This window comes from Pseudazoarcus sp. NS36, from assembly GCF_059703705.1.
Genome location: NZ_BAAKJA010000004.1, coordinates 293,869 through 307,127, shown reverse-complemented (window position 1 = coordinate 307,127; position 13,259 = coordinate 293,869). Strand labels below are relative to the sequence as shown.

Sequence of the window (13,259 nt, the reverse complement as noted above, 5' to 3'; positions counted from 1 at the left end):
GGCCTTCCTCCTCGTTGCGATACGACTCTTCGACACGCGCAGCACAGCAAAGTGCAGCGGACGATGCTACTTGCGCCCTCCGAACAGCGAGCCGAGCACGCCGCGCACGATCTGGCGGCCGATGGCGCTGCCGATGGTGCGCGTGACGGTCTTGGCCGCGATCTGCACCAGACCGTCACGCTTGCCACCGCGCGGGCCGGTCGAGCCGAAGATCACGTCCGACATGCCGCCTGACGCCGCGGGCTTCTGCGCAGGCGCTTCGGCCATGCGCGCCTCGGCCTGCGCGCGCAGCAGTTCATACGCCGATTCGCGGTCGACCTCTTTCTCGTAGTGGCCGTGCAGCAGCGAGCTGCGCACGAGGGCCTCGCGCTCGCTCGCAGTCAACGGTCCGAGGCGTGAATCGGGGGCAATCACGGCGGCACGCTGCGTGACGCCGGGGCGACCCTTCTCGTCGAGGAAGGAAATCAGCGCCTCACCCACACCCAGTTCGGTGATGACCTCCACCGCATTGAAGGCAGGATTCGGCCGCATGGTTTCGGCCGCGCTCTTCACGGCCTTCTGATCACGCGGCGTAAAAGCACGCAGCGCATGCTGTACGCGGTTGCCGAGCTGGCCGAGCACGGCGTCAGGGACGTCGAGCGGACTCTGGGTTACGAAATACACCCCGACGCCCTTGGAGCGGATCAGACGGACGACGTGTTCGACCTTTTCCACCAGTGCCTTGGGCGCGTCGCGGAACAGCAGGTGGGCCTCGTCGAAGAAGAACACCAGCTTCGGCTTGTCGGGGTCGCCGACCTCGGGCAGTTGCTCGAACAGTTCGGACAGCATCCACAGCAGGAAGGTGGAGTAGAGCTGCGGCGAGTGATAGAGCTTTTCGGCGGCCAGCACATTGATGACGCCGCGCCCATCGGCATCGGTCTGCATCAGATCGGCCAGGTCGAGCATGGGCTCGCCGAAGAAGCGCTCGCCTCCCTGAGCTTCGAGATTGAGCAGGCCGCGCTGGATGGCCCCGACCGAGGCGGCCGAGATGTTGCCGTATTCGGTGGTGAACTGGCGTGCGTTCTCGCCAACGTGCTGCAGCATCGCGCGCAGGTCTTTCAGGTCGAGCAGCAGCAGGCCGTTGTCGTCGGCGATGCGGAAGACGATCTGCAGCACGCCGGACTGGGTGTCATTCAGGTTGAGCAGGCGCGAGAGCAGCAGCGGCCCCATGTCGGAGATGGTGGCGCGCACCGGATGGCCCAGCTCGCCGAAGACATCCCAGAACACCACGCTGTTGGCGCGCGGCGCGTACTCGGTGATGCCGATGACGGCCAGCCGTTCGAGCAGCTTGGGCGAAGCCGTGCCGGCCGCGCCGATGCCGGAGAGATCACCCTTGATGTCGGCCACGAACACCGGCACGCCGATGGCTGCAAAGGATTCGGCCATTTTCTGCAGCGTGACGGTCTTGCCGGTACCGGTGGCGCCGGTGATCAGTCCGTGGCGGTTGGCAAGCCGCGGCAGCAGGAGCTGGTCTTCTGTGCCGGCGCGGGCGATCAACATCGGGTCGGGCATGGCGTATTTCCTTCGCAAGCTCCGCCGGGATTCAGCGCCCGGGCTCTCCGCAGGCCGCGACGCAGGCCTCGTTGGCCGGCATGCACACCGGGCAATCCAGATTATTGCAGGTGCGTCGCTGGCATTGCAGCAGCGTATCACCACACTTGTGCACGCAGGTGTTCCAGCCGTCGCGCTGCGCAGACGGCTGGACCGGAATGCGCAGCGTCTCCCGCGGCTCACCCCGTGCGCAGGACGGCAGGTCGATCTCGCGGGCCGGCCCCGGCATGGCGCCCCACTCGGCCTCGGTCAGCATCAGGTCGTCCTGCAGACGCACGACGTAGCGCGGGCTCATCAATTCCGAGTGCAGGATGGTATCGAGCGCCCGGCAATCCGCCCGCCAGGCGTCGCCTACGGTGCGCAGGGCCGTCGCCTCCTGGCCGAGTTCGAGCCGCGCGCATTCGTGCGCATAGAAGAACAGACGCACATGATCCGGCAGCCCGGCTGGCACCGCAGCGTTATAGCGGATCACCGCCTGACCGTTCTCCATACGCGTCTCGAAAGCCTTGTCGAGCAGCGGATCGGCCACCGATCTCACCGCGTTGCCGTGTGCATCGGTACAGCCGTCGAAGACCAGTCGCACCTGCGCCGCGGCAGGCCCGACCAAGAGCAGGCACAGACCGGCCAGCATGCAGAACGTACGAATCATTTCCTCTCCCCCTGCGGGCGACCATGCCCGCTTGGCATGAATCTAACAGACCAGACGCCCCACGGCCGCAGTGGTGGCGCCAACATTGCGTCACAAACTGCAAGCAGGGTCCGCCATGCGTGGTTTCCGATGCGCATCGCGGTCCGCGAAGCAGGTCGGCTTCGAGGTAAAATCGCGCACTTTCACGAACCTTTCATCAGAGAGCAGCCATGGCCGGACACTCCAAATGGGCCAACATCCAGCACCGCAAGGGCCGTCAGGACGAGAAGCGGGGCAAGGTCTTCAGCAAGCTGATCAAGGAGATCACCGTTGCCGCGCGCATGGGCGGCGGCGACCCGAACTTCAACCCGCGCCTGCGTCTGGCCGTCGACAAGGCCAAGGGCGAGAACATGCCGGGCGACAACATCGACCGCGCCGTCAAGCGCGGCACCGGTGAGCTTGACGGCGTCAGCTACGAAGAAGTGCGCTACGAGGGCTACGGCATTGCCGGCGCAGCGGTGATGGTGGATTGCCTTACCGACAACAAGACGCGCACCGTGGCCGACGTGCGCCACGCCTTCTCGAAGCATGGCGGCAACATGGGCACGGACGGCTGCGTGGCGTTCCAGTTCAAGCATTGCGGGCAACTCATGTTCGCCCCCGGCACGAATGAAGACGCGCTGATGGAAGCTGCCCTGGAAGCCGGCGCAGAAGACGTGGTCAGCAATGACGACGGCTCCATCGAAGTCATCACCGCGCCCTACGAGTACACCGCCATCAAGGAAACGCTGGAGAAGGCCGGTTTCAAGGCCGAATTCGGCGAAGTCTCGATGAAGCCTGACAACGAAGCCGAGCTTTCCGGCGACGACGCCCTGAAGATGCAAAAGCTGCTCGACGCGCTTGAAGCTCTGGACGATGTGCAGGAGGTGTACACCTCCGCCGTGTTCGACGAATAAGTACGCCCCCGGCACAGCCCGCCTTGCGCCAATGCGCAATGTGGGCTGCGGCACTCACGCTTCACCCGAGGATTTACGCCATGCCTGGCCCCCTGCTCACCGCCGCGATGCCCATGCTGTTCGTGGTGCTGTGGAGCACGGGCTTCATCGGCGGCAAGCTCGGCCTGCCGTATGCCGAACCGCTGAGCTTCCTCGCCATCCGTTACGCGCTGGTGCTGGCGCTGATGTTGCCGCTGGTACTGCTCACGCGTGCGCCGTGGCCCACCGACCGACGCCAGTACCTGCACATCGGCGTATCCGGTCTGCTGGTGCATGGCCTGTATCTGGGCGGCGTGTTCACCGCCATCGGCGCCGGCCTGCCGGCCGGCATCACCGCCCTGGTGGTCGGCATGCAGCCCTTGCTCACCGCCCTGGGTGCGGGCTGGCTGCTGGGCGAGCGCGTGGTCGGGCGGCAGTGGATCGGGCTGGCACTGGGCTTTGGCGGCGTGGCGCTGGTGGTCATCGGCCAGAGCGGCGCGGCCGGTTTCGATGCGCCGCTCGGCGCCATGCTCATCCCCGCGCTGCTGGCGCTGGGCGGCATCACGGCCGGCACGCTGTACCAGAAGCGCTTCTGCCCGGCTTTCGATCTGCGCACCGGCGCAGTAATCCAGTTCATCCCCACGCTGATCGTCACCGCGCTGGCGGCTTGGGCCACGGAGTCCATGGCCATCGACTGGACCGGTGAATTCGTCTTTGCACTGGGCTGGCTGGTTGTCGTGCTGTCGCTCGGCGCGATCTCGCTGCTCAACCTGCTGATCCGCTCCGGTGGCGCAGTGAACGTAGCGAGCCTGTTCTATCTCACGCCGCCAACCACGGCGATCATGGCCTGGCTGCTCTTCGACGAGCGCCTCGCGCCGCTGGCGCTGGCCGGCATGGCGGTGGCAGTAGCCGGCGTATGGCTGGCGCGCGCACGCTGAACACCGCACAATCGGCCACATGACTTCGGCCTCCCAGATCACCGCCACGCGCATCCTCGGACTCGATCCGGGGCTGCGCATTACCGGCTTCGGCATTGTCGACCAGCTCGGCAACCAGCTGCGCTACGTCGCCAGCGGCACCATCCGCACGAAAGACGGCGAACTGCCCGGCCGCCTCAAGGTGCTGCTCGATGGCGTGCGCGAGGTCATCACCACCTATTCACCCGATCAGGTTGCGGTCGAGAAAGTCTTCGTCAACGTCAATCCGCAGTCCACGCTGCTGCTCGGCCAGGCCCGCGGCGCGGTGATCTGTGGCGCGGTGTCGTGCGACCTGCCGGTGGCCGAGTACACAGCGCTGCAGGTCAAGCAGGCCGTGGTCGGCTACGGCAAGGCGGACAAATCGCAGGTGCAGCACATGGTGCAGCGCCTGCTCGCGCTGGACGGCGATCCCAGCGCCGACGCGGCGGATGCGCTGGCCTGCGCGATCTGTCACGCCAACGGCTCCTCCGGCTCGCTCGGCGGGCTGGTCACCGGGCGCCGAGCAGGCCGGCTGCGCGCCTGAGGCGGTTCGCACATGTCGCGCCATATCGCCTTCGCCGTGCTGTGCCTGTTGCTGGGCTACGGCTTCTGGTCCAGTGCCGAATTCAAGGAGATCGCTGCCGGTGTGGCGGTGTTCCTGTTCGGAATGCTGGCGCTGGAACAGGGCTTCAAGACCTTCACCGGCGGCACGCTGGAACGCATCCTGCAGTTCTCCACCAACCGGCTGTGGAAGAGCGTGCTGTTCGGCATGGCCACCACCACGCTGATGCAATCGAGCTCGCTGGTGTCGGTGATCTCGATCTCCTTCCTGTCGGCCGGCCTGCTCGGGCTGGCGCAGGGCATCGGCATCATCTTCGGCGCCAATCTGGGATCGACGACCGGCGCGTGGCTGGTGGCGGGTTTCGGCCTGAAGGTGGACATCGCAGCATGGGCCATGCCGATGCTGGTGTTCGGCGTGATCTTCCAGTTCACACGCTCGACGACTCTCAAGGGTGCCGGACAGATCCTGCTCGGGCTGGGCTTCCTGTTCCTCGGCATCGCGTGGATGAAGGAAGGCTTCGAGGCCTTCGGCCAGGCGCTGGATCTGACCCAATACGCCATGACCGGCGTGCGCGGGCTGCTGCTGTTCACGCTGTTCGGCATGCTCGCGACGGTGGTGATGCAATCCAGCCACGCCACGCTGGTGCTGACCATCACCGCGCTGGCGACCGGACAGGTGACCTACGAGAACGCGCTGGCGCTGGCCATTGGCGCCAATATCGGCACGACCATCACCGCAATTCTCGGCTCGCTCGGTGCGAACGCGCCGGGACGACGGCTGGCCGCGGCGCATCTGGTGTTCAACCTCGGCACCGGGCTGGTAGCGCTGCTGTTCATCGGCGTGCTGGCAGAGGCCGTTGAAATCGGCGCCGAGCTGCTGGGCATCGCAGCGGATGACTGGACGCTGAAACTCGCGCTGTTCCATACCCTGTTCAACCTCGTGGGTCTGGCGCTGATGCTGCCGTTCACCGGCCGCCTGGTGGCGTGGCTGGAACAGCTGATCCCGCAGAAGTCGGTCAGCGTGGTCACCCCGAGATTCCTCACCCGACCGATGCTCGAAATGCCCGACGCCGGTCTTGAGGCGGTGCGCAAGGAACTGCAGCATCTGTTTGCCAACGTTTTTGACGTGATGGCGCTGGTGCTGCATACCGATCCGGCGCGCCTGCGCCGCGGCGAAGACCTGAACCTGCTCGACCAGCCGCCCGAACGCGTACGCGCGATCGACATCGACGACTACTACCAGCGCCGGGTCAAACCGCTGTACGGCGAAATCCTCGACTTCCTCGCGCAACTCCCGGTACAGGGGGTGCAGACCTCTCAGGCCTATGCGCTGCGCGGCGCCGGCCAGCAGCTGATCGAGGCGCTCAAGGATCTCAAGCACATGCAGAAGAACCTGCTGCGCTACCTGGGCGCGAACACCCTGCACCCGCGGGCCGAGTACGTCACCATGCGCCGCGATCTGGCCGTGCTGCTGCACACGCTGCACCGCATTGCCGGCGGTGAAGAGGCTGACGTCGACGCGGCACTGAGCAGATTGCAGGAGCACGCCCGAAGCAGCGACCTGGCGGCCAACGGCACCATCGACGGACTTATGCGCGAACGCCGCATCGGCCCGGAACAGGCGGGGTCGCTGATGAACGACAACAACTACGCCGTCGACATCGCCGACTGCCTGATCGCCATGGCGCGGGTGCTGTTCGCACCGGGGCCGGCACGCCACCCGCAAGCGCAGGAACTGCAGCCGCCGCTGCGCGAAGCCCTCGACGGCGTCGGTCCGCCGGCCTAGCCACGCATGCTGCGGGAACATCGCGGTACCCCCTGTTGTCTGCACCCGCTGGACACCAGCACAACGACACTCGGGAAGCACCCGGGAGACCAGGAGAGGACAAGAATGAAGACCTGCTCACAATTTGACAGCCTGCTGCCGTCGGCCAAACTCGACCGCCGGGGCTTTGTCACCACACTGGCTGCGGCCGGTTTTGCATTGGCCGTGCAGCCGGTGCACGCGCAGACCGTAGTCACTACCGACGCCGACGGCCTCGACACCGGCGACATCGCACTCCCGGTCGAAGGCGGCACCTTGCCGGCGTACTTCGCCCGGCCGTCGGGCAAGAAGGATCTGCCCACGGTGCTGGTCGTACAAGAGATTTTCGGCGTGCACGAGCACATCAAGGATGTCTGCCGCCGCTTCGCGAAACAGGGCTATCTCGCGGTCGCGCCCGAGCTGTTCTTCCGTCAGGGTGACCCGCGCACCATCGAGAACGTCGGCGAGATCATCCAGGGCATCGTCAACAAGGTGCCTGACGCTCAGGTGCTGGCCGACCTCGACGCCTGCGCGGTCTGGGCGGCCGACCACGGCGGCGATCCTGCCCGGCTGGCCATCACCGGCTTCTGCTGGGGCGGCCGCATCACCTGGCTGTATGCCGCGCACAACCCGAAACTGAAAGCCGGCGTGGCCTGGTACGGCCGCCTCGACGCCGCGCCGAGCGAGTTGCAACCGCAGCAGCCGGTGGATCTGGCCGGTGATCTGAAAGCGCCCGTGCTGGGCCTGTACGGCGGCGCCGACCAGGGCATTCCGCTGCACGACGTGGAGTTCATGCTGGATCAACTCAAGCGCGCCGGCTCACCCAGCACCATTCACGTATATCCGGACGCACCGCACGCCTTCCACGCGGACTATCGTCCGACCTACCGCAAGACGGAAGCCGAAGACGGCTGGCGACGCCTGCTGGCGTGGCTCGAACGCCACGGGGTTTGAGCATTTGCTCGATTTGCTCGGAGCCACACCATAGGCATTCGGGTGAATTGAGCTTGACCGGCCGGGATTTCGCCCCGGCCGGTCGAGGCCAAACACACAGAATCACGCTGACGTGGCAAAAATGCACCCGGCGGACGTCTCAAGGCCGCCAGCGCCCCACCACCTCCAACTTTCCGTCCCGCACCCGCGCCACAACCGCCTCCCCCATCATCAGATAGAAGCCGGTCAGTGCCGAGACATTGACCTGATGCGTCACCCACAGCTCGTTGCGTCCCGCAGGCCAGTCGGCCAGCGCGGCCATCGCGTCTGCGGTCTGACGCCGGCGATCGCCCTGTCCGGCAAAGAAGGAATCCAGCGGCTGCCAGCCTTGCACGGCAACGCCCGGATAGGCCAGCCGGGCGGTATCCAGACAGCGGCACCAACGGCTCGAGCGCACGGCAGCGACCGGCACCCCCGCGGCGCGCAGGGCCTCACCGATGCGGCGTGATTCGTCGCGCCCTGCTGCGGACAGATTGCGCTGCGTCGCGCAGTTGGCGAGCGTGAACTCGGGGGGATCGCCGATACCGGGCTCGGTCGTGGCATGGCGCAGCAGGATGACCACACCCCCCGCACGCATGGCCTCCAGCACCTGCGCTTCATCGGCGGCATGCGCCACCGGCAGCAACGCGGCCAGCAAGGACAGGGTCCCTGCGGCACGCAACAACAAAGACTTCATGAGGGCCTCGTGGTGACGACCGCAGCCGCGGTCTTGAGGCATGGACTACCCGCCTGGCGGCTACGTTCCCTTGCGGACGGGCGGCATGTCACGCAGCAGACGTGCGGCGACCAGGCCGTTAACCAGACCGAATACCGTTGCGGCCAGCGCGAACACCGGCACGAGATAGAAGATGCCGTCGTGCGGCACCAGCCACACGCGCGCCAGCACCAGTTGGCCGCCAATGTGGGCAAAGGCCGCCAGCAGCGACAGCGTAACCGGGCCGAACCAGCGGCGCGGCAGATGCAACGCCAACCCCAGCGTGACCAGACTGGTGACCGAACCGGCGAAGCTCAGGAAGAAACCGGGCGCGAGAAACTGCCCGATCAACAGGCTGCCGGCGAACACCCGCAGCAGCGCCACCCACACCGCATCGCGCCAGCCCCATTGCAGCAGCACAATCAGGATGACGATGTTGGCCAAGCCCGGCTTGACGCCCGGCAGCGGCAGCGGAATGGCCGCCTCGGCCACCGACAGCACGATGGCCGCAGCGGCCAGCCGGGCAATGCGGCCATCGTCGGCGGTCGGCTGGATGGAGAAGGAAGTGGCGTTCACGCGGACGGAGTGTGGATTGCAAAGGCATGATCTTACCTGCCGCACGGGCGCCGCGCGCCGCCACAGGGACGTCAGTTTTGTGCAACGCCGCTGCGCAATCGTTCTCGCTCGCCGTCACCGCGCACCTGCGCAGGCAACGCCGACGGGCATAATCGAGCCGTCCCTCCCGAGTCTGCCACCCGATGCGCCCTGCCCTTCGCCAAGCACTGCTGCTTCCTTGCGCCCTGCTGGCAAGCACCCTGACGCATTCCCAAGGTGGCTTCTTCGACCCGCTACCGGTCGTGCTGACCGCCTCGCGACTGGCCCAGTCACCACTGGATGCGCCGGCCCCGGTGACCATCATCGACCGCGAAATGATCGACGCCTCGGGCTTCACCGAAGTGCACGACCTGATGCGCCTTGTGCCGGGCTTTCTGGTCGCCGACTGGCCCAACGGTGCCCCGACCGTGGCCAACCACGGCATGGGCGACGCCTTTGACCGGCGCATCAAGGTGCTGGTTGACGGCCGCACGGTCAATGATCCGCTGTGGGGCAACACGCTGTGGCAGGACCTGCCGCTGCGGGTGGACGACATCGACCGCATCGAGGTCGTGCGAGGCCCGCACGGCGCGGCCTACGGCGCCAACGCCTTTCAGGGCGTGATCAACATCATCACCCGCGCCCCGGCCACGGAATCGGGCTTCACCGTGATCTCGCGCATCGGCGCGGACGGTTTCTACGACCACGGCGTGCGCTTCAACAGCAACCTCGACTCGGCCATCGACTGGCGCATCTCGGCCTCACGGCGCGCAGCGCGCAACTTCAGGTCGCAGACCGTGCTGGACGACGGCGATGTGGACATCTACTCGCAGGAGTCGATCGGGCGTACGGTGGTCAACCTGCAGGGTTCGACCCTGCTGAGCGATCAGGACGAGCTGCGGCTGCAGCTGGGGCTGGTCGACGGTGTCGACGACCGCGGCTATCCGGCCGATTCCGGCGAGGCCCCGGAATGGCCGATCCGCGATGAGAAGGTGCGCTCGCATTCGCTGCATCTGGCCTGGACCCGCAGCTTCGACGCTGGCAGCGAGTTCACGTTGCAATTCCAGCATCAGGCCCACCGGCGCCGTGTGGCGTGGATCATCCCCGACGACGGGCGCGAGATTCCGACCGATCTGGATACCGACACCAGTCGTCAGAGCATCGAGACTCAGTATTCCGGCATTCTCGCGCCGAACCTGCATTTTCTTGCCGGCGCGGGAGTACGTCGGGATTCGGTACGCTCGCGCCGCTATTTCGACACCGGCGACACGCTCAAAGCCGACTACTGGCACACCTTCGGCAGCCTCACCTGGCGGCCGGTCGAAAAGCTCGCCATCAACCTCGGCGGCACCTATGAGCACCACGACTACAGCGGCAAGCTGTTCTCGCCGCGCCTCGCACTCAACTACGCGCTGACGCCGCTGTCGGCGCTGCGCCTGTCGGCGGGCAAGTCCTACCGTGCGCCCTCGCTGATGGAATCGCATGCAAAGGAAACCATCCGCTACGAGGACATCATCGTGCGGCGCCTATACAACGCGCTGCAAAAAGTCGATGCGGAAGAGGTCACACACGTGGAGCTGGGCTACGTCGCCCAGTTCCCGCAGTACGGTCTGTCGCTCGACACACGCGTCTTCCAAGACCGCTACGACGGCTACCTCGACGACGAGGGCTGCCGCTACCCGACTGCTGGAAGGTCCAGCCCGAGCAATAATTGCGAACCACGTTTCCCGTCGCCAATCGGGTTTGACTACGACTACGCCTTGTCGGGCTCAACGTATTATTTCCTCAACCTGGGTCGCACCGTGGTGCGCGGCGCTGAGTTCACACTCGACTGGAGGAAGCCGGGCTGGGGACGCGTGGTGTGGTCTCAGGCCTTCACCGACATCAAGACCTCGCGCGACATGGAAGAAGAACAGGTCAACGTCAGTGCGCCTTACTCGACCACCTCGCTGTTGCTCATCAAGGATCTACCCGGCCGCTGGCGCGCCAGCCTCGGCTACTACCACAACCACGCCATGGCCTGGCTCAACGACGGCGGCGAACTCGACAAGCGCGACCGCTTCGACCTCAAGCTCGCACGCGCCTTCGGCGCCCCCGGCAGCGACAACGAATTCGCCATCACGCTGCAGAGCATCGGTGGCGACTACCCCGAGTTCGACGGCGAGAAGTTCCGTCACGAAGCCCGCATCTTCGCGAGCATCCGCGCCACATGGTGATCACCCGAGCACTCCCGACGGCGCCGCGCAGGCCCCGCCCCTGGCGATTGCTTGGCGTGGCGCTGCTGGCCCTGGCCTGCATTGCACCGGCCCTGGCGCACGAGATTGCCATCATCACCTCGCGCGCGCAGGGCCCTGACCGCGAAGTCGCCGATGCACTGGTGGCGGCAGCCGGACGCCACCATCTGTTCCTGGCCGGCAGCGCCGAAGTCGGCATTGCGCCGGGGGCGCTGAAGGACAGCGCGCTGGTCGTCGCACTTGGCGTGCCGGCGGCCGAAGCAGCCATGCGCAGCGATCGTCCGGTGCTCGTCGCCCTGATCACCGCCAATGAGTTCGGACGGCTGCGCGCCGGTGCCTCGCGCGCCCGCACGACTGCCCTCTTCATTGAGCAGCCGCCCGAACGCCACCTCGCCCTGATCCGCGCCGCGCTGCCCGATGCCGCTTGCGCCGGACTGCTGCTCGGCCCCGAAAGCCACGGCGCACAGGCCCGTTTCGAGAAACTCGGGCCGCGCACCAAACCCGAGGTGCGCATCGAGTTCGCCGCCAACGCCCGCGAAGTACTGCCGGCGCTCGAGCGCCTGCTGGGCCGCTGCGAGGCGGTGCTGACGCTGCATGACAACATGGTATCCAACCCCACCGTGGCGCGGGCATTGCTGCTCACCAGCTACCGCACGCAACGCCCGCTGTTTGCCTATTCACGTGCCTGGGTCGAGGCCGGCGCCCTCGCAGCGGTGTTCTCCACGCCGGCGACTGCCACGCGCGACCTGCTCGACTGGCTCCACGCACTCGACGACTCACTCACGCTGCCGCCGCCGCGCATGTCGCGACACTTCGAACTTGCCGTCAACGCGCGGGTCGCCCGCGCGCTCAATCTTCCCGTGCCCGACGAGGACACTCTGCGCGCGGCCGTCGCCGCCGGGAGGCAACCGTGATCCGACCCACCCTGCGCCAGCGTCTGCTCCTGATCGTGCTGGTCCCGGCCTTGCTGCTTGCTGCCGGCCTGACCGCGTTCCTGCTCAGGCACAGCAACTCGGTGGCCGACGCGGCACTGCGCGAACGCGCCCAGGCCATCGTCAGTTTTCTGGCTCCCGCCGCGGAATACGGCGTCATCTCGGGCAACCGCTTCGCACTCGAAAGCCTGCTTGAGGCCGTGCTTGCGCAACGCGACGTGACCGCCGCCAGCATCGTGGATGCCGATGGGCTGATGCTGGCCAGCAGTGGTCGGCGCTCGCTCGACGCCACGTCGGTGGTCGACGTGGCCAGCGAAATCACGCCGCGCGTCATCACCCTCAGCGACGGTCGGGTCGCAGCCATTGCCGCGGTATCACTGGCCGCACCGCGCGTCGACGAATCCAACCCGCCGCAAGACCCCTCTGCCACCTACGTGATCGGCTGGGTGCACGTCGAACTGGACACGACCGCGCTCAATGCCCACAAGCGCGACATGATGACGAGCACGCTGGCCATCACACTGGGGGTGCTGGTGCTGACCCTGCTGCTGGCTCTCGGGCTGGCCGGCGCCGTCACCCGGCCGCTGGCGCGTCTGGCAGACGCCGTGCGCCACATGTCCGAGGGCCGGCTTGATGTCCGCGTGACCGAGAACGCACGCATCTCCGAACTGCACACGCTGCAGCAGGGCTTCAACACCATGGCCTCGGCCATTGCGGGCGCGCAGCACACCATGCAGCAGCGCATCGACGAGGCCACCGCACAACTGGCGCATCAGGCCACGCACGATCTGCTCACCGGCCTGCCCAACCGGCGGGCCTTCGAGCAGGCCCTGGAAGACGCCGTCACGGCATCGCGCCGCGCCAGCGACGCATCGGTGCTGTGCTTCCTCGACCTGGACCGCTTCAAGCATGTCAACGACACCGCCGGCCATGCCGCGGGCGACGCGCTGCTGAGCCGCCTTGCCGAGCTGATCCGCCAACGCGTGCGCAACAACGATCTGCTGTGCCGTATCGGCGGCGACGAGTTCGGCCTGATCCTGAACGCCTGCCGCATCGACGAAGCACATCACATCGCCGAATCCTTGCGCAAGGCCGTGTCGGAACACCGCTTCGAATGGGAGGGGCAGGTCTTCTCGGTGGGTCTGAGCGTGGGGCTGGTGCCGCTGGATGGCCGTTTCGATTCACCCGGCAACGCGCTGGTGGCGGCCGACATGGCCTGCTACGAAGCCAAACGCAAGGGCCGCAACGGCATCGTCGAATACACCAAGGTGCCGGGGGATTCGCAGTTCTGAGGGGCGT

General features: G+C 66.6%; 12 protein-coding genes. 8 read left to right on the top strand and 4 right to left on the bottom strand.

All coding sequences use genetic code 11. From position 1 onward, the window contains the following. Window positions 1-66 precede the first annotated feature (66 nt). On the bottom strand, window positions 67-1,551 hold the full coding sequence (locus tag AC6H0R_RS08445; protein ID WP_497580917.1) for a helicase HerA-like domain-containing protein: 1,485 nt from the start codon (window positions 1,549-1,551) through the stop codon (window positions 67-69). A gap of 31 nt (window positions 1,552-1,582) precedes the next feature. Continuing rightward, the gene (locus AC6H0R_RS08440) at window positions 1,583-2,239 is read right to left on the bottom strand and encodes a hypothetical protein (RefSeq protein ID WP_497580916.1); all 657 of its coding nucleotides are present in this window, start codon (window positions 2,237-2,239) and stop codon (window positions 1,583-1,585) included. A 209-nt stretch (window positions 2,240-2,448) separates the two neighbouring features. Between AC6H0R_RS08440 and AC6H0R_RS08435 the strand changes: the two genes are divergently transcribed. The 5 genes from AC6H0R_RS08435 to AC6H0R_RS08415 all read left to right on the top strand — a co-directional run bounded on the left by AC6H0R_RS08435 (window position 2,449) and on the right by AC6H0R_RS08415 (window position 7,467). Next, window positions 2,449-3,174, top strand: coding sequence for a YebC/PmpR family DNA-binding transcriptional regulator (locus AC6H0R_RS08435; RefSeq protein ID WP_497580915.1), 726 nt, complete (start codon window positions 2,449-2,451; stop codon window positions 3,172-3,174). 80 nt (window positions 3,175-3,254) lie between these two features. Continuing rightward, on the top strand, window positions 3,255-4,130 hold the full coding sequence (locus AC6H0R_RS08430) for a DMT family transporter (RefSeq protein ID WP_497580914.1): 876 nt from the start codon (window positions 3,255-3,257) through the stop codon (window positions 4,128-4,130). Between the two features lie 19 nt (window positions 4,131-4,149). Beyond that, window positions 4,150-4,692, top strand: coding sequence for a crossover junction endodeoxyribonuclease RuvC (ruvC, locus tag AC6H0R_RS08425; RefSeq protein ID WP_497580913.1), 543 nt, complete (start codon window positions 4,150-4,152; stop codon window positions 4,690-4,692). 12 nt (window positions 4,693-4,704) lie between these two features. Beyond that, window positions 4,705-6,495 (top strand): Na/Pi cotransporter family protein, encoded by a 1,791-nt coding sequence (locus AC6H0R_RS08420; protein ID WP_497580912.1) that lies wholly within the window; start codon window positions 4,705-4,707, stop codon window positions 6,493-6,495. Window positions 6,496-6,600: 105 nt separating this feature from the next. Next, complete coding sequence (locus AC6H0R_RS08415; RefSeq protein WP_497580911.1) at window positions 6,601-7,467, top strand: dienelactone hydrolase family protein; 867 nt, start codon at window positions 6,601-6,603, stop codon at window positions 7,465-7,467. 139 nt (window positions 7,468-7,606) lie between these two features. On the opposite strand, the gene AC6H0R_RS08410 is transcribed toward AC6H0R_RS08415, so the two are convergent. After that, complete coding sequence (locus AC6H0R_RS08410; protein WP_497580910.1) at window positions 7,607-8,182, bottom strand: histidine phosphatase family protein; 576 nt, start codon at window positions 8,180-8,182, stop codon at window positions 7,607-7,609. A gap of 60 nt (window positions 8,183-8,242) precedes the next feature. Further along, window positions 8,243-8,755 (bottom strand): Gx transporter family protein, encoded by a 513-nt coding sequence (locus AC6H0R_RS08405; RefSeq protein WP_497580977.1) that lies wholly within the window; start codon window positions 8,753-8,755, stop codon window positions 8,243-8,245. A gap of 203 nt (window positions 8,756-8,958) precedes the next feature. Between AC6H0R_RS08405 and AC6H0R_RS08400 the strand changes: the two genes are divergently transcribed. The 3 genes from AC6H0R_RS08400 to AC6H0R_RS08390 are packed head-to-tail and all read left to right on the top strand — an operon-like array spanning window position 8,959 to window position 13,252. Beyond that, on the top strand, window positions 8,959-11,010 hold the full coding sequence (locus AC6H0R_RS08400) for a TonB-dependent receptor plug domain-containing protein (protein ID WP_497580909.1): 2,052 nt from the start codon (window positions 8,959-8,961) through the stop codon (window positions 11,008-11,010). Further along, entirely contained in the window at window positions 11,004-11,942 is a 939-nt protein-coding gene (locus tag AC6H0R_RS08395) for an ABC transporter substrate-binding protein (RefSeq protein WP_497580908.1), read from the top strand. Before AC6H0R_RS08400 ends, AC6H0R_RS08395 begins: the two co-directional genes overlap by 7 nt. Further along, window positions 11,939-13,252: a GGDEF domain-containing protein gene (locus tag AC6H0R_RS08390; protein ID WP_497580907.1), complete on the top strand. Its 1,314-nt coding sequence runs from the start codon at window positions 11,939-11,941 to the stop codon at window positions 13,250-13,252. Before AC6H0R_RS08395 ends, AC6H0R_RS08390 begins: the two co-directional genes overlap by 4 nt. Window positions 13,253-13,259: the final 7 nt, after the last annotated feature.